This window comes from Sulfitobacter alexandrii (assembly GCF_001886735.1).
Taxonomy (GTDB): Bacteria; Pseudomonadota; Alphaproteobacteria; order Rhodobacterales; family Rhodobacteraceae; genus Sulfitobacter; species Sulfitobacter alexandrii.
The window spans coordinates 21,741-38,221 of record NZ_CP018080.1; the positions used below are offsets into that span (position 1 = coordinate 21,741).

Genomic DNA, 16,481 nt, shown 5'->3' on the forward strand with positions numbered 1-16,481 from the left:
CTGCAACGGTCAAAGTCGGTGTTGCAGGCTTCTGCAATGGCGACAATGGGGCTCTGAAGAGTGCAGTTCCGCCGAAGTCAGTGATGTCTTCATCGCTGAAAACGCAGGCCACGTGAAATGTGTCGCACGTGTGCCAACATGCAAAGTTGGTTCAGGACGGATTCAGCGGGTCGGGGATATGACCAGTGCCAAGGCTATGCGCCAATAGTTCGCGGTTCGCCCGCGGCACCATCACTAAAAAATCGGTCTTTCGAATCGGAAATCGTCAGGACTCCGAAGATCATTGGAGTCCGTAAAACACCATCGTCTTGTGGTGGAATCATCGTAACTCATTGGTTTTTTGAGGGAAATTTTTCTATTGATTTATATTACCGACTGGTAATTAATAAATAATCAAGACGGGGAGGACAGACGTGGCGTACGAAACAATCGCAGTGAATGAGATCAATGGTGTTGCCACGATCCGGCTGTCGCATGCTGAGCAGATGAATGCGTTGTCGTTCGATGTGATTGATGAGCTCGCTGATGCGCTAAGCTGGGTCGAGGGTAATGACGGGGTGCGATCCCTGGTCATTACTGGAACGGGTTCGGCATTTTGTGCCGGTGCGGATCTGAAAGAAGTACTCGATACCCTCGGGGTGCGCGGAAAACGCGATTTTCTTGATGCGATTGCGCAATTGTTCAAGCGCCTGCGTAATCTGCCGGTGCCCGTGGTTGGTGGGCTGAACGGGATCACGATGGCTGGCGGGTTGGAGCTGGCGATGTGCTGCGATGTGCTGATTGCCGGTGAAAGTGCCAGGATCGGCGACGCGCATTCGAATTTCGGAGTTTTTCCTGGTGCTGGTGGCGCTGCGGTTCTGCCCGAGCGCATCGGGCTGAACAACGCCAAGTATCTGCTCTTTTCTGGCGATGCGCTGCCGGCCCGCCGCCTGATGGAGATGGGTCTTGTGCAGGAAGTTGTCGCTGACGATACGCTGGACGATCGCGTGCAGGAGTTTGCAGAGAAGCTCGCTGCCAAAAGTCCGCTGGTACTGCGGCGGATGAAGTCGGTCGCCAATCAGTCGATGGAAATGTCGCAATCTGGTGCGCTGCAGCTCGAATTGGAAACGCTGCGCAATCATTTTCGGTCGGACGATATCAAGGAGGGCCTCGAGGCCTTCGCTGAAAAACGTAAACCGGTCTTCACCGGTCAATAAGGGAAAGAAATTTATGACCAAGACATATGTCATCGGCGTGGGCATGACCCGGATGGGCAAGCAGGCCGACAGCACTGTGAAATCCCTGACACAAGAGGCGGTTGATGCCGCGCTGAACGATGCAGGTGTTCAAAAGTCTGACCTGCAGGGTGCTTATTTTTCGAACGCCACCCAGAACCACATGGAAGGTCAGTTGATGGTTCCCGGTCAGGTTGCCCTGCGCGCCATGGGCATCGGAGGCATCCCGGTGGTCAACGTCGAGAATGCATGTGCCAGTGCAGCGACGGCGTTTTCATTGGCCAACCAGGCCCTGCGCGCCGGTGACAGCGACATTGTCTTGGCCGTTGGGGCCGAGAAGATGTTTTCGACTGACCGTGAGCGGATGTTCAGCGTCTTTGATGGGGCGTGGGACATTTCCGCAGTCGAGGCAACCAAGGCGCAGCTTCTAGCGCTGGGTGAAGGCGTTGAGGTGCCTGAAGGCAGTACATCGCCTAAACCTTACAGCGTCTTCATGGATGTCTATGCGGCATTCTGCCGGTTGCATATGAAGCATTTTGGTACGACGCAGACGCAGATTGCCGCTGTGGCGGCTAAGAACCACGGCCATTCGGTTCATAACGAAAAAGCGCAATACCGCGACCCTTATACAGTTGAACAGGTGCTGGCCGCTCCGCCGATCACCTATCCTCTGACTCTGCCCATGTGCGCTCCAATCTCGGATGGTGGCGCAGCTGCTGTTCTGGTGAGCGAAGAGGGGCTTAAACGTCTTGGTCTCTCTCGCCATCGAGCGATCGAGGTGAAAGCTTCGATCATCCGTACCGGGAGCGACCGGATGGCTGAAGATTTTACTAATCATATCACCGCCCGCGCGGCCCGCGATGCCTATGAGATTGCAGGTATTTCGCCTTCGGATGTGTCGGTGGCTGAGGTGCATGATGCTACCGCCATGGGCGAAATTATCCAGATTGAGAACCTTGGCCTGGTGGAGTTGGGCGAAGGCGGCCCGGCCTCGGAGCGAGGCGAAACCTGCATTGGGGGCCGCGTGCCCGTTAACCCTTCGGGCGGACTTGAAAGCAAGGGCCATCCGATCGGGGCGACAGGGTTAGGGCAAATTTACGAGTTGGTCAGCCAGTTGCGCGGCGAATGCGGCGCGCGACAGGTCGAAGGCGCCCAAGTGGCCGTGGCCGAGAATGGCGGCGGGCTTGTCGGGTTGGAAGAGGCCGTGGCGGCAATCACCGTGCTGGCACGCTAAGGGAGGGCAAGATTATGTACCGCAAAACAGAAGAACAACAGGCGGCCGTGGACGGGTTGCGCCGGTTTCTTGACGAGAAGCTTGAGCCGGAAATTCGTAAGTACGACGATCAGGTTATCCCGGATGAGAAATTCCGGGAATGGGCCGGGCAGCTTTCCGAGTTCGGGGTGCTGACCGCACCACATCCAGAAGAACATGGCGGTTACGGCATGGATTGGGTGACGCACCTGATGCTGTTCGAAGAGGTGGTCTATTCCTCGCTTGATCTGGCCGTGCCGCTGTTGATCAACGTTGTGGCTGCCGATCTGTTGATCCGCCTTGCGCCGCCGGAATTGTGCGAACGCTATGTGCCGGACCTGCTGTCAGGCAAGAAATTTGCCAGTGTCGGCATTTCGGAACCGGACGTGGGCTCGGACGTGGCCGCAGTGAAAACCAAGGCGGTTCGCGATGGCGATTATTACGTGATCTCGGGAGAGAAGACTTGGATTTCCAGCGGGCGCTTTGCCGACATCTTCATTTGCACCTGCCGCACTGAGGAAGGGCTCAGTCATATCCTGATTGACCGCGAGGAGCATGGGTTCGAGACTCGCGATATCAAGAAAATCGCGCTCAATGGTCAATCCACGGCGCAGGTCTTCCTCAACGATGTGCGGGTGCCGGTCGGTAACATCATTGGTGACGCCGGTCAGGCCTTGCGCCAGACGCTTGTGGTCTTTGAGCGTGCCCGTTGTCACATGGCTGTTTGGGGCTATGCCGTGGGCCGCCGCGCCAATGATGAGGCCATTAAGTATTCTCGGGAACGCAGCCAGCACGGCAAGCTGATCGCTGGGCACCAGCTGATTGCCGACAAGATCGCCACCAATGCCACCAAGATAGACGCTGCCCGCCTGTTGACCCTGCGGGCAGGGGCGATGATCGACGCGGGCGAGCGCTGTGACGCCGAATGCGCCATGGCCAAGTGGTATGGCACCGAAATCGCTATAACCGCCGCGCGTGATGCCTTGCAAATCCATGGCGGCAACGGCGTGACCAAGGACTTCATCATCGAACGCCTGGCTCGAGAATCGCTGATCGGGCCGATCCCGGATGGGACCACGGAAATCCAGAAACTCATTATTGCGCGGTCGCTGACCGGCATCTCGGCATTCTAAAGGATCACATCGTGCAGATTGAGGGAAAGACTATCATAATCACTGGCGGCGCCTCGGGCCTCGGAGCCGAGACTATGCGTTACATGCATGGGCGCGGGGCCAATGTCGTGGCCTGCGACTTGAATGCCGAGGAGGGCATTGCGCTCGTTGCGGAACTGGGTGAGCGGGCCATGTTTGCCAAGCTGGACGTGACCAGCGACGAAGAGGCGGCGGCAGTAATCGCACAAGTGGTTGCGAAATTCGGCACGGTGCACGTCTGCATCAACTGTGCGGGCGTCGCTGCGCCAAGCAAGATCATCGAACGCGATGGCAATGCCACCTCGCTTGATGCTTACCGCCGGACCATTGATATCAATCTTGTCGGCACCTTCAATATGCTGTCGAAATGCGCCGCGCAGATGGCCAAGAACGATCTCGAGAACGGAGAGGAACGCGGCGTTTTGATCAACGTTGCTTCCGGAGCTGCCTATGAGGGGCAGATCGGGCAGGCGGCCTATGCAAGTTCCAAGAACGGTGTCATCGGGCTGAACTTGCCTGCCGCGCGCGAGCTTGGCCGTTACGGCGTACGCGTCAATGCCATCGCGCCGGGACTGTTCGGCACGCCTATGGTCATGTCCTTTGACCAAAAGGTAATCGACAGCCTGATAGAGAGTTGCGAAGCGCCCAAACGGGTCGGGCGAATGGAGGAATTCGCTCATGCCTGCGCCTTCCTGATCGAAAATGCCTATATCAACGGCGAGACCCTGCGCGTGGACGCGGCTACCCGCCTGAAAGCGCGGTGAGGTAGGCGTATGCAACTTCGCAGTGGTCCACTAAAAGGTGTGCGTGTGGTCGAGATGGCCGGGCTTGGACCCGCTCCATTTTCTGCCATGCATCTTGCCGATCTCGGAGCCGAGGTGGTGCGAGTTGCACGCCCAGGGCAGAAGTATCCGTTCCCGATCAAGGAAAAGTTTAACATCTACGACCGCTCGCGCCGATCGGTGGTGCTGGATTTGCAGACAGATGATGGGCAGGCGGCCCTTTGGCAATTGTTGGAGCGGGCCGAAATTCTGATCGAGGGCTTTCGTCCCGGCGTTATGGAAAAGCTAGGATTTGGCCCGGACGAGGTGCTCGGGCGCAGTCCCGCACTGGTCTACGGTCGGATGACTGGCTGGGGACAGACCGGCCCGCTGGCGCAGGCAGCAGGACATGATTTGAATTATGCCGCCCTGTCGGGGGCTATCTGGTCGGTGGGCGATGCAGACGCACCCCCAACGGTACCGCTGAACGTCGTCGGCGATTTGGCCGGTGGGGCAATGATGCTGAGCGTTGGAGTCTTGGCCGCCCTGACACATGCACGTGCGACCGGGCAAGGACAGGTCGTCGACACCGCGATGACCGACGGATCGGCGCTGATGATGGCGATGCAGTATGGGTTCTTGTCCGCCGGTTTCTGGAACGACAATGAACGGGGCTCGAACTTCCTGAATGGAGGTATGGCCTGGTACGGCTGCTATGAAACCTTGGACCGACAGTATGTCGCGCTGGGCTGCCTCGAACCGCAATTCTATGCCGAATTCCTTGAGCGCATGGGCCTCACAAATGATCCGGTGTTCAAAGATCAGTATACCTCTACAACGCAGACTTTGAAAAAGGAACGCTTGACTGAAGTCTTCGCCAGCAAGACCCGCGATGAATGGTGCGCCATATTGGAAGGAACCGATGCCTGTTTTGCCCCGGTTCTCTCGATGTCTGAAGCACCTGATCACCCACAAAACAAGGCGCGCTGCACATTCGTCGATGTTGACGGCGTTATCCAGCCCGCTCCTGCTCCGAGGTTTTCCAGAACCCCAGCTGCGCCCCCGACTGCCGCCGGCGCGCGAGAGATGACCGTTACCGAAATATTGTCCTATTGGAGTGTTGCCTCATGACCGGCCTCAACTTCGCGGATGTCATGCAGCTTGCCATTATTGGCTTGGCGCAGGGCAGTCTTTACAGCCTTATCGCGATCGGCCTTGTGCTGATCTACAAGGCCACAGAACAAATCAACTTTGCCCAAAGCGAGTTCATGATGCTCGGGGCCTTTTTCGGGTTCCAGTTTATCGTGCTCTGGGGAATGCCATTCTGGCTTGGCTTTCTTCTGGCCATCGCCGTGCTAGGGGGCATCGGATATACTTATGACGCGCTGGTGATCCGACGGATGACCGGACAGCCGGTCTTTGTCGTCTTTATCCTGACGCTGGCCACCGGCATCGTGCTGCGCGCGCTGGCGGGGATGTTTTGGGGGTTCGACAGTTTCTCACTGCCCTCGATGATGCCCGGTACAATTGACCTTACGGGTGTGATCATCGGCTGGGATCACGTGATTGCCATCCTGGCTGCAGCGCTCTTGTCACTGGCTCTCTTCCTCTTTTTCCGCTTCTCGCGGGTCGGCATTGCGATGCAGGCATTGTCGCTCAACCAACTGGCTGCCTTTTATATGGGTATGCCGGTCAAGCGGCTGACCTCTTCAATATGGGCTCTAGCCGCAATGTTCGGCGCGCTGGCCGGGCTTCTTCTCGGTCCGATTGCGCTGGTGTCCACGCAGATAGGATTCATCGGATTCAAGGCCTTTGCAGGGGCCATCGTCGGTGGGTTCGGGTCGATCCCAGGCGCAGTGCTTGGCTGCTTGCTTATTGGTTTTGCCGAGCCATTCTTCGACACCGCCTTCCCGACGCTCAAGGGCGTTGGGGCCTATGTGATCATGTTCGCAGTGCTGCTGGTTCGTCCGCAAGGGTTGCTTTCCCAGATGCACCAAAAAAAGGTCTGATCCGATGCGTATTACCTTCCGAAAATCCTATGAACAGGACATCCGACTTTTTCGCGACGGTGCACAGGCTGCTTGGTACCTGGGTTTCCTTGCGGTGGCGCTGCTGATGCCGCTCTTGGTCGATGGCTACTATCTGGACGAACTCAGTTTCGTTTACATTTACGCCATTGCTGGTCTGGGCCTGATGATCCTTACCGGCTTCTCGGGACAAGTCAGTTTCGGCCACGCGGCCTTTGTCGCTATCGGGGCCTATGCCCATACAATCATGATGACACGTTACGGTGTGCCATGGCTCTTGTCAGTGCCCTTGGCCGCGCTGATCTCCGGCATTGCAGGGCTAGCGCTGGGTCGGATCTGCTCCAAGATGCATGGACTTTATCTTGCCATTGCGACCCTGGCCTTTGCGCTCATCATCGAGCGCCTGATCGGGTCAGGAGGGGATTTCACCGGTGGTCACGGCGGTATGCCCGTTCCAGAAATCACCATCTTTGGCGTCGAGCTGTTCGAGAGCTGGCAGAAGTATTTCGTCAATCTCGGAGTGTTCGTAGGTGTGCTCTTGTTGGTGCGAAACCTCACCCGCTCGCGTAGCGGTCGGGCGATGATTGCGATCCGCGATAGCGAAGTTTCGGCTCGGGGTCTTGGTGTCGATATTGCCTTCTTCAAGGCCTATGCCTTCTTCCTTTCTGCCGCACTGGCCGGTCTGGCGGGCACGCTTTTGGCCCATGCCTTTTTCTTTCTCAGCCCGGAGAGTTTCGGAATGGGGGAATCGATCCGGCTCTTGCTGATGATCGTCGTGGGTGGCCTTGGCACCATTCATGGAGCCGTCTTTGGCGCGTTCTTCATCATGCTGCTCCCAACGGTTCTGAGCTGGATAAAGGTGCTGCTGCCCGCGGGCGTAGCTGCGTCCAGCGGGCTTGATAGCCTTGCCTTTGGCCTAATCCTGGTGGTGTTCATGCTGTTCGAACCAGACGGGCTTTATGGTCGTTGGCTCAAGATCCACCACTATTTCAACATCTTCCCGATGTACAAGCGACGCAGCTTCCAGCGTCAGAAAACCTTCCTCAAAACGGAGCGTCTGAGATGAGCTGGCTGGAAGTTGAAAACCTTACCCTAACCTTTGGCGGTTTGAAGGCGGTGGACAACCTGTCCTTTTCGGTCGAGCCGGATACGGTCTATACCATCATTGGTCCGAATGGTGCGGGCAAGAGCACGGTGTTCAACTTGATCTGCCGGATCTACGACCCGGTAGCGGGCGATGTTCGGCTGGGTGGTGAAAGCCTGCTCTCGGCCAAGCCGCACCAGATCGTGCGCCGCGGCATTGCTCGGACCTTCCAAAATATCGAGCTGTTCGAACATGCAACAATGCTCGAAAACCTGCTGATTGGTCGCCACAGCCGGGATGGTTTCAAACCTCTGCGCGAGCTCTTTTTTGCCGGTGGGCAGTTGGAGCAGGAACTGGCGCATCGCCGCAAGGCCGAGGAAGTGATTGAGTTCCTTGATCTTCAGGCACATCGCCACGCTCGCGTGTCTGATCTGCCGTATGGAATCCGCAAAAAGATCGAGATTGCTCGCGCTTTGGTCGCCGGACCCGAGCTGTTGTTGCTGGATGAACCGTCCAGTGGTCTGACCACCGAGGAAACCGCCGACATCGCCTTCTGGATCGAGGATATCAAAGCAGACCTCGGCATTACCGTGGTGATGATCGAGCACGACATGAAGTTGGTGAACAAAGTGTCCGATAAGGTGCTTGCTATCGCCGAGGGGCGGTTTCTGGCGGAAGGCACGGCCGCCGAGGTTCAGGACAATCAGGATGTTCAACACGCCTATCTGGGGACCGGCCATGACTGATCTATTAAAACTGGAAAACGTTGAAACATTCTATGGCAGGGTCATGGCGATCCGCGGGGTAAGCCTGTCCGTGCTTGAGGGCAAAATCGTGTCGATCATGGGCTCAAACGGCGCGGGCAAGACCACGATCCTGAAAACCATCTCGGGCGCCTTGGACCCCTTCAAAGGATCGATCAAGCTCGATGGGAACGAGATTTCCTCGCAAGACCCTGACGTGGTCGCCCGAATGGGCGTGGCCCATGTACCCGAGGGGCGCGAGGTGTTCTCGCTCTTGTCTGTGCGCGACAACCTGATGCTGGGGGCATATTGCCGCCGGGATAGGGGAGCGGTGCAACAGGATTTCGAAAAGGTGCTGGGTTGGTTCCCGGACCTGCGCAGCTTTATCGACAAACAGGCGGCCTATCTGTCCGGCGGCCAGCAGCAGATGCTGGCGCTTGGCCGCGCCTTCATGCAGAAGCCACGCCTTATGCTGCTGGACGAACCTTCCCTCGGCCTCTCCCCGCGTCTGATCGGCGAGATTTTCGACATCATCAAACACATCAATCGCGAGGAAGGCGTGACTATGCTTTTGGTAGAACAGAACGCCGCCGTGGCGCTGGAAACCTGCGACTTCGGCTACGTGATGGAGACCGGGCGCATCGTCATGGAAGGCGACCGCGATCGCCTATTGGCCAGCGAAAACATCCAAGAGTTCTACCTCGGCGTGAAGGACGAAGGCGTGCGCGAAGAACGTCGCTGGAAAGGGAAAAAGACATGGCGCTAGAAACTGTGAACTGGAACCCGCCCACCGTTTTAATCGACGGCTGCGACACCTTCGCCAAGCTGTTTCGCCAGAATTGCCTCGCGCGAGGCAATACCATTGCCATGCGCGAAAAAGAGCTTGGTATCTGGCGAGCCTATAGCTGGGCAGATTATTACGACCGCGCCCGGCAGGTTGGAGTGGCGCTCTTGTCCCTGGGGATGAAAACCGGCGATGTCGCCGCGATCATCAGTGAAGACAACAAGGAATGGGTGTTCACCGACCTGGGAACTCAGGGTATTCGGTGCGTCTGTCACGGACTTTACCCGACATTGCAGTCACGCCAGATGGCGTTTCAACTCAACGATAGCCAGGCCAAGGTTCTGTTTGTCGAGGATGAGGAGCAGCTTGATAAGTTCCTCGAACAAGAAACAAAGCTGCCCTACCTGAAACATGTGGTGGTCTACGACATGGAAGGGTTACGCCGTTTTTCGCACCCCAAGGTCATGTCATGGGAGGCATTTCTGGCGCTGGGCGATGAGGACCGTGCCAGGTTGGAGGTCGAATGGGACAAGCGCATCGACGCGGGTCTGCCCGAAGATCTCGCGATCCTGATCTATACCTCGGGCACCACCGGCAACCCCAAGGGGGCACAGGTGTCGAACCGATATATCTTGTCACAGGCCGACAATTCGCCGGACCTGCCCTTTGGTCCGGGGGACGAGTTCCTGACCTTTCTACCGTTATGCCATGCGGCGGAGCGGATTATCTCGGTGGCGATCCCGATCCGCTATGGTTCGGTCATTAACTTTGCCGAAAGCGGCGAGACTTTTGCAAAGGATATTCAAGAGGTTGCTCCCACGGCCATCTTCGCCGTGCCACGCGTATGGGAGAAGTTTTATTCCCGCATCAATTTCATCATGCAGGAAGGCACGCCTTTGGGTCGAAAGGCCTATAACTTGGCACTGCGCTTGAATGAAAAGGTGCAGGCTGGCGGTGGCTCTTTCCTCACGCGAATGGCGGCAAAACTCACAGACTATGCCGTGCTGCGCAATATCCGCATTGAACTGGGTATCAACCGGACCCACACCATCCTGTCCGGCGCGGCGCCGATCTCACCCAACCTATTGAATTGGTTCCAGACGCTTGGGGTCAGCGTGCAAGAAGCTTACGGCCAGACCGAGACCGGGATCATCACCGCTACGGTGCCAGGACAATCCCCCATCGGATCGGTTGGGCGAGCCTTCCGCGGCGTGGAGTTAAAAATCGCTGAGGATGGTGAAATACTTGTCCGCGCGCGCAGCAACTTCTCGGGCTATCACAACGCGCCTGAAAAAACCGATGAAACCGTTCTTGATGGCTGGGTCTATACCGGTGACATCGGCAAGCTGGATCAGAATGGCGATCTGTTCATTCTTGACCGGAAAAAGGACATCATCATCACAGCGGGCGGTAAGAACATCACGCCGTCATTGATGGAAAACGAGCTAAAATTCTCGCCGTATATCTCCGACGCTGTTGTCATAGGAGACAAGCGCAAGTTCCTGACAGCGCTGATCATGATCGACCAGGAAAATGTCGAGAAATACGCCCAGGAACAGCGCATCCCCTTTAGCGATTACAAATCGCTATGCCGCAACCCGGCTATCGAAGAACTGATCGATAAGGAAATCGCATCCGTCAACAAAGGCTTTGCGTCCGTCGAACAGGTTAAGAAATTTCGCCTGATAGACATCCTTCTGACAGCAGATGACGAGGAACTGACACCAACCATGAAGCTCAAGAGAAAGGTCGTGGAGGAGAAGTACGGCGATCTGATCGCGAGCATGTACTGAATCAACCAACGGAGGAGAACATGAAACAACTTATCGCAGCATTGAGTGCCGCTGCCCTTCTGGGCACACCGGCACTGGCGGAAACCCAAGGGGTGAGCGCCGACAGTATCAAACTGGGATCGTATACCGACCTTTCCGGGCCACTGGCCGTTTGGGGCGTGCCCAGTGCCAATGGTATGCGCATGCGTATCGATGAAGCCAACGCAGCGGGCGGTGTGCATGGCCGCAAGATCGAGATTGTCATCGAGGACATGCAATACCAAGTGCCGCGCGCGGTGCAGGCAGCAAACAAGCTGATCCGCCGGGACAAGGTTTTTGCAATCATCGGTGCCCTTGGCACTCCGCAAAACCTTGCCGTGATGCCAACTCAGTTCAACGCCGGGGTGCCAAACATGTACCCATTGACCGCCTCAAAGGTCATGACCGATCCGGTGAACCCAATGGTCTATAGCTTTTTCCGCAGCTATTATGAGCAGTTCAGGGCTGCGGCCGCCTATTTCTACGAAAATGGCGGTTATTCCACGCCTTGCGTTGCGCAAATCGCCAATGAAGCGGGCGAGGAGATGACCCACGGGGTCGAGGATCAACTGGCCGAATATGGGATGAAGATCGTCGCCAAAACGGAACATTCCGCCACCGAGACCGACCTGACCTCGTCGGTGACCACACTGAAGAACGCAGGCTGTGACATCGTCTTCCTGTCCACCTCGGTGCGGGACACGATCATCACCGTGGCCACCGCCAAGAAACTGGGCTTCGAGCCCATCTTCGTGACCGGAATGGTGCCCTACATGGATGCCGTGGCTGGGGCTGCCGGTGGCGCTATGCAGAACCTGTACCTTGTCGCGCCCTTCGTCTATGAGTCCGCCGCTAATGCCGAAGGTGAAGCCAAGCGGATTCTCAAAGCCTATGAAGCCACTCACGGCAAGGCAATGGAACCGCAGGCGCAGCTTGGCTACATCTTTGCCGATCTGACAATTAAGGCGCTGCAAGAGGCAGGCAAAGACCTGACCACCGAAAACTTCCTTGCGGCCACCGAGGCGATAGAAGGCTATGTAGACCCGATCGGCGGTCAACCGGTCAGCTTCTCGGCCGATGACCACCAGGGCTCGGATACCTTTATCATGGCCAAGGTCAACAACAGCGCCTGGGAAGTTGTGGCGCGCGGGCTCGACTACTGATCCCACTCCCTTTCGGGGGCCTCTGCCAATCGGTGTGAGGCCCCCGGCATCAAGCCTGTAACAGTTCGATTTGCAGCGCCAACGCGCGCGCGACCCACGGCCCAACCCGCTAGCCGGTTCTCCAGGCTTGCCCAGATGCCCCTGCCGGTCGGCCTTTCGGACAGAAAGGAAACACAATGAATTCGCATGCGACACCCATCGTCCCGGATACGTCCATCGACGATCTCAAGGCGCTTTTTGCCCGCCAGAAGGCGGCGTCGAACGCCAACCCTTACCCGTCCTATCAGGAACGGCGCGGCAATATCGAAAAGCTGCTGACCCTGACGGAAAAACATAAGCACGACATCTGCGAGGCCATCGACAAGGATTTCGGCAACCGTTCGGTGCGCGAAACCACACTGGCCGATCTCATGCTCGTCATCTCGGGGGCCAAACACGCCCGCCGGCACCTGCGCCGCTGGATGCGCACGCGCCGGGTGGGCACCACCCTGCATTCGCTGCCCGCCACAAGCAAGATCATGCCACAACCCCTGGGCGTGATCGGCAATATCGCCCCGTGGAACTATCCTTATGCCATCGCGCTTTTGCCTGCCGTGCACGCGCTGGCCGCGGGCAACCGGATGATGATCAAGCCCAGCGAGGTGACGGTGCACACGACCGAGCTTCTGGGCAACCTCGTGTCGGACAATTTCGACGAGGACCTGTTGGCCATCGTCACCGGCGGGCCGGACCTGGGCAACGCCTTCGCCGAACTGCCGTTCGATCATTTGATCTTTACCGGCTCCACCGCCGTGGGCCGCAAGATTGCCCAGGCGGCGGCGCCGAACCTGACGCCGATCACGCTGGAACTGGGCGGCAAATGCCCGGCGATCATCGACCACAGCTATGATCCGTCCAAGGCGGTCAACTCGATCCTGCGTGGCAAGGTGCTGAACTGTGGCCAGACCTGTATCGGGGTGGATTACATCTTTGTCCCGACCGAGAAGCTCGACGGGTTTGTCGAGGACATGAAGAAGGGCTTTACCAAGTTCTTCCCCAAGCTCGAAGGCAACGAGGACTACACCACCATTGTCTCGGACCGCCATTACGACCGCCTGCGCAATCTGGTGACAGACGCGCGTGACAAGGGGGCAAAGGTGGTCACGGTCAACCCGGATGGCGGCGAAGGCAGCACCAACAACCGTGTCCTGCCGCTCAACATGGTGATCAACCCGACCGAGGACATGACGGTCATGCAGGAAGAGGTGTTTGGCCCGGTCCTGTCGATCAAGACCTATGACAGGCTGGACGAGGTCACGAATTACATCAACAGCCATGACCGCCCGCTGGCGCTCTATTGGTTCGGCCATGACCGCGCCAAGGAAAAATACATGCTGCAAAACACCTGGGCCGGGGGGATGTGCGTCAACGAAACCCTGTTCCACGTGTTCCAGGAAAAGCTGCCCTTTGGCGGCATCGGGGCCAGCGGCATGGGCACCCACACCGGCAAGGCCGGGTTTGACAGTTTCAGCGCCCACAAGCCGGTCTTCCGGCAGGCGCGGCTGAATTCGGCCGACCTGCTCAACCCGCCTTACGGCAAGCTGACTGACACGCTCTTGGCGGTGATGAAGAAAATCGTCTGACACAGACACATAGATAACAGGGAGAGTAACAATGGCAGATTATGTCGTCATCGGCGGAGGATCCTCGGGAGGGGTTGTCGCCGCCCGTCTATCCGAAGACCCCAACACCACCGTCACGCTTTTGGAAGCGGGCGGTCCGGGGAACTCCAAATTCGTCTCGATCCCCGGCATGTTCGCCGGGCTGATCCAGGACTACAAGATCAACAAGTTGAACTGGCGCTTCCGCACCGCGCCGCAGAAGAAGCTGAACAATCGCTCGCTCTATCACCCGCGCGGCAAGATGCTGGGCGGCTCGTCGGGCATGAACGGCATGGTCTATATCCGGGGCGAGTCCGGCGACTATGACCGCTGGTCCGAACTGGGCAACGAAGGTTGGAGCTACGACGAGGTGCTGCCCTATTTCCGCAAGGCCGAGAACAATGAACGCGGCGCGGATGATTATCACGGCGATAGCGGACCGCTACATGTGAGCAACGGCGACGAGTCCTTTGATTTCTATTCGGCCTTCCTCGCCTCGGGGGAAAAGCTGGACTACCCCAAGACCGCCGATTTCAACGGCGCCAACCGCGAAGGGCTGGGCATCTACCAGTTCACCACCAAGAACGGCGAACGCGCCTCGGTCAAGTTCTGCTATCTCGATCCGATCATGGATCGCAAGAACCTGGATATTCAGGTCAAGGCCACGGTGCGCCGCATCGTCATGGAAGACGGCCGCGCGGTGGCGGTCGAATACGACCAGGACGGCCAGACCAAGCGGGTCGAGGTGGGCAAGGAGGTCATCGTCAGCGGCGGGGCCTTCGGCTCGCCGCAAATCCTGATGCTCTCGGGCATCGGGCCGCGCGACGAGCTGGAAAAGCACGGCATCACGGTGCAGCACGAATTGCCCGGCGTGGGTGAAAACCTGCATGATCATCCGGATGTGATGTTCGTGTTCAAGTCGAAGAAACGCACCGGTATTTCGCTGGGCCCGCTGGGCACGCTCAAGAACCTTGCCGCGTTTTACCAGTATTTCACCAAGCGCAAGGGCTGGCTCGCCAATCCGCCCACGGCGGCGGGTGGCTTCCTGCGGTCTGAGCCGGGCAAGAACAACCCGGATTTCCAGCTTCACATGGTGCCGCTGCCCTATCGCAACCACGCCCATGACTACATGTCGATGATCAAGTGGGGCTTTACCATGATCGTCAATATCGGCCATCCGCGCAGCCGGGGGCGTTTGACGCTGAAGGACGCCAATCCGGGGTCCGAACCCAATATCGACCTGAACCTTCTGGATCATGTCGATGACCTCAAGGACATGCGCAACGCCTTCAAGGTGACCCAGGAAATCCTTCACGGCCCGCCGCTCAAGGATAAGATCGCCAAGCCGCTATACCCCAAGCGTTACCTCGACACCGATGCCGAGATTGACGACTTCCTGCGCGCCGAGGTCAACCACGCCTACCACCCGGTCGGCACCTGCAAGATGGGCCGCGATGACATGGCCGTGGTCGATGCCCGGCTCAAGGTTCGGGGGCTGGCCAATGTGCGGGTGGCGGACGCCTCGATCATGCCCGAGATCATCAACGGCAACACCAACGCCACCTGTATCATGATCGGTGAAAAAGCCGCCGACATGATCAAGCAGGACGCAGCCGCCTGACAAACCTCGCCCCCGGGAAACCACCATTCCCGGGGGCGGCTTTTCGATCCCGCGTAATTCATATATATGCCTGCGCCAACAAGCACGAAGCGAGGACGCCGTGAACGAGATCAGCTGGGGCCGCAAGACCAAGGATTCCAAGCGTCAGCAGAAGCTGAAACGCCGGGTTTTGCTCGACACTGCGGCACATGAGTTTACCACCAAGGGCTATTCCGAAACCTCTATCAATGATCTGGCCGACCTGCTCGATGTCTCGAAACCCGCGCTGTATTATTACGTGAAGAACAAGGAAGATATCCTGCTGCAGTGTGTCGAAATCTCGCTTGAACTGATCATGGACATATTCGAGCGGGTCAACGACCTCGCCCTTTCGGGGATTGAAAGGGTGCGTGCCTATTTCCAGAATTACGCCACGATTTGCACCGGCGATTACGGCTATGCCCTGATCCGCGAAGGCAACAAGCATCTGGGCCCCGAGAACAAGGCCAAGATGCGCAAGATCATGGAAAAGGGACAGGAAGCGGTAGAAGGATTGATCGACGCTGGTGTGAAGGAAGGCTCGATCGCGCCCTGCGAAGCCAAATATGTCGCCTATGTTTTGTTCTCGACCTTCAATCAGATGGCATTCTGGTATTCGCCTGAGGGCGACAAGAGCGAAGCTGAGATTGCAGATCAATTGTTGAAAATCGTGTTCTCGGGCATTGAGCCCAGGAAATAATAAATTTTGCCTTCATCTTTCGGGAAACAGCTTTACCGATATTGATACCGGGATCGTTGAGCTGAAGGAGTGTTCCATGCATTTCTCGAAAAGGACGCCGTCGTACCGGCGAAATACAACCCTCCAACTGCCGAGTTTCGAATAGGGATCGTCACGTTCGGCTAATAGAGCTGAATTCGTCACGAAGTTAGCCAGATCTCGGATGAGAAGATAGCTGCTGTTCGTGGTTTGCGCTAGGAAATCGGGAACGTCCTGCGTCTTTCCAGTCACCACGGTTTGTAACAAAAATCAGCTTGTAAAAAGCATTTCACAACAGGGTTTGGCGTCCGTTTCGGGCAAACACACTGTGCCGCCGTAAAGTGCTTGTTGCGGGAGGTCTGTTTTTGCGCAGGCACAAACCTATAGACAAATGGCGGCTCCGTCCCACTTTACGATGATCGGTCCCGGTTATGGCGAAAGGGCGGTTTGAAATTCGCACCGTAGATTGGCTTGTAGTAACCGCTTTGGCGAAA

14 protein-coding genes are annotated in these 16,481 nt (G+C 57.4%); all 14 read left to right on the top strand.

Features of this window, described 5'->3' with window-relative positions; translation table 11 throughout:
* The first annotated feature begins 413 nt into the window (after positions 1-413).
* The 14 genes from BOO69_RS20280 to BOO69_RS20345 all read left to right on the top strand — a co-directional run bounded on the left by BOO69_RS20280 (position 414) and on the right by BOO69_RS20345 (position 15,969).
* Entirely contained in the window at positions 414-1,196 is a 783-nt protein-coding gene (locus BOO69_RS20280) for an enoyl-CoA hydratase/isomerase family protein (protein ID WP_071974193.1), read from the top strand.
* 13 nt (positions 1,197-1,209) lie between these two features.
* The gene (locus tag BOO69_RS20285) at positions 1,210-2,448 is read left to right on the top strand and encodes a thiolase family protein (RefSeq protein ID WP_071974194.1); all 1,239 of its coding nucleotides are present in this window, start codon (positions 1,210-1,212) and stop codon (positions 2,446-2,448) included.
* An 11-nt stretch (positions 2,449-2,459) separates the two neighbouring features.
* A complete protein-coding gene (locus BOO69_RS20290; RefSeq protein WP_071974336.1) occupies positions 2,460-3,599 on the top strand; it encodes an acyl-CoA dehydrogenase family protein in 1,140 nt (379 codons plus the stop codon).
* Positions 3,600-3,610: 11 nt separating this feature from the next.
* Positions 3,611-4,381: an SDR family NAD(P)-dependent oxidoreductase gene (locus BOO69_RS20295; RefSeq protein ID WP_071974195.1), complete on the top strand. Its 771-nt coding sequence runs from the start codon at positions 3,611-3,613 to the stop codon at positions 4,379-4,381.
* Between the two features lie 9 nt (positions 4,382-4,390).
* Positions 4,391-5,509: a CaiB/BaiF CoA transferase family protein gene (locus BOO69_RS20300; protein WP_071974196.1), complete on the top strand. Its 1,119-nt coding sequence runs from the start codon at positions 4,391-4,393 to the stop codon at positions 5,507-5,509.
* The gene (locus BOO69_RS20305) at positions 5,506-6,387 is read left to right on the top strand and encodes a branched-chain amino acid ABC transporter permease (protein ID WP_071974197.1); all 882 of its coding nucleotides are present in this window, start codon (positions 5,506-5,508) and stop codon (positions 6,385-6,387) included. The genes BOO69_RS20300 and BOO69_RS20305 overlap by 4 nt, the downstream gene beginning before the upstream one ends.
* 4 nt (positions 6,388-6,391) lie before the next feature.
* Entirely contained in the window at positions 6,392-7,471 is a 1,080-nt protein-coding gene (locus BOO69_RS20310) for a branched-chain amino acid ABC transporter permease (protein WP_071974198.1), read from the top strand.
* Entirely contained in the window at positions 7,468-8,235 is a 768-nt protein-coding gene (locus BOO69_RS20315; RefSeq protein ID WP_071974199.1) for an ABC transporter ATP-binding protein, read from the top strand. The genes BOO69_RS20310 and BOO69_RS20315 overlap by 4 nt, the downstream gene beginning before the upstream one ends.
* Positions 8,198-8,998, top strand: a complete 801-nt coding sequence (locus BOO69_RS20320; protein ID WP_379862613.1) for an ABC transporter ATP-binding protein — start codon at positions 8,198-8,200, stop codon at positions 8,996-8,998. The genes BOO69_RS20315 and BOO69_RS20320 overlap by 38 nt, the downstream gene beginning before the upstream one ends.
* Positions 8,989-10,809, top strand: a complete 1,821-nt coding sequence (locus BOO69_RS20325; protein WP_071974201.1) for an AMP-dependent synthetase/ligase — start codon at positions 8,989-8,991, stop codon at positions 10,807-10,809. The genes BOO69_RS20320 and BOO69_RS20325 overlap by 10 nt, the downstream gene beginning before the upstream one ends.
* Before the next feature lie 20 nt (positions 10,810-10,829).
* Positions 10,830-11,990 carry an ABC transporter substrate-binding protein gene (locus tag BOO69_RS20330; RefSeq protein WP_071974202.1) on the top strand — a complete coding sequence of 387 codons (1,161 nt, stop codon included), beginning with the start codon at positions 10,830-10,832 and terminating at the stop codon, positions 11,988-11,990.
* A 176-nt stretch (positions 11,991-12,166) separates the two neighbouring features.
* Positions 12,167-13,612: a coniferyl aldehyde dehydrogenase gene (locus BOO69_RS20335; protein ID WP_083545782.1), complete on the top strand. Its 1,446-nt coding sequence runs from the start codon at positions 12,167-12,169 to the stop codon at positions 13,610-13,612.
* A gap of 31 nt (positions 13,613-13,643) precedes the next feature.
* Positions 13,644-15,251: a GMC family oxidoreductase gene (locus tag BOO69_RS20340; RefSeq protein WP_071974203.1), complete on the top strand. Its 1,608-nt coding sequence runs from the start codon at positions 13,644-13,646 to the stop codon at positions 15,249-15,251.
* Positions 15,252-15,351: 100 nt separating this feature from the next.
* Positions 15,352-15,969 carry a TetR/AcrR family transcriptional regulator gene (locus BOO69_RS20345; protein WP_071974204.1) on the top strand — a complete coding sequence of 206 codons (618 nt, stop codon included), beginning with the start codon at positions 15,352-15,354 and terminating at the stop codon, positions 15,967-15,969.
* Positions 15,970-16,481: the final 512 nt, after the last annotated feature.

What these genes read in the sequence shown, in the direction of transcription:
- BOO69_RS20315 (WP_071974199.1), top strand. Translation starts at nt 7,468, where the DNA reads ATGAGCTGGCTGGAAGTTGAAAACCTTACCCTAACCTTTGGCGGTTTG.
- BOO69_RS20340 (WP_071974203.1), top strand. Translation starts at nt 13,644, where the DNA reads ATGGCAGATTATGTCGTCATCGGCGGAGGATCCTCGGGAGGGGTTGTC.
- BOO69_RS20305 (WP_071974197.1), top strand. Translation starts at nt 5,506, where the DNA reads ATGACCGGCCTCAACTTCGCGGATGTCATGCAGCTTGCCATTATTGGC.
- BOO69_RS20300 (WP_071974196.1), top strand. Translation starts at nt 4,391, where the DNA reads ATGCAACTTCGCAGTGGTCCACTAAAAGGTGTGCGTGTGGTCGAGATG.
- BOO69_RS20330 (WP_071974202.1), top strand. Translation starts at nt 10,830, where the DNA reads ATGAAACAACTTATCGCAGCATTGAGTGCCGCTGCCCTTCTGGGCACA.
- BOO69_RS20335 (WP_083545782.1), top strand. Translation starts at nt 12,167, where the DNA reads ATGAATTCGCATGCGACACCCATCGTCCCGGATACGTCCATCGACGAT.
- BOO69_RS20325 (WP_071974201.1), top strand. Translation starts at nt 8,989, where the DNA reads ATGGCGCTAGAAACTGTGAACTGGAACCCGCCCACCGTTTTAATCGAC.
- BOO69_RS20310 (WP_071974198.1), top strand. Translation starts at nt 6,392, where the DNA reads ATGCGTATTACCTTCCGAAAATCCTATGAACAGGACATCCGACTTTTT.
- BOO69_RS20320 (WP_379862613.1), top strand. Translation starts at nt 8,198, where the DNA reads ATGTTCAACACGCCTATCTGGGGACCGGCCATGACTGATCTATTAAAA.
- BOO69_RS20285 (WP_071974194.1), top strand. Translation starts at nt 1,210, where the DNA reads ATGACCAAGACATATGTCATCGGCGTGGGCATGACCCGGATGGGCAAG.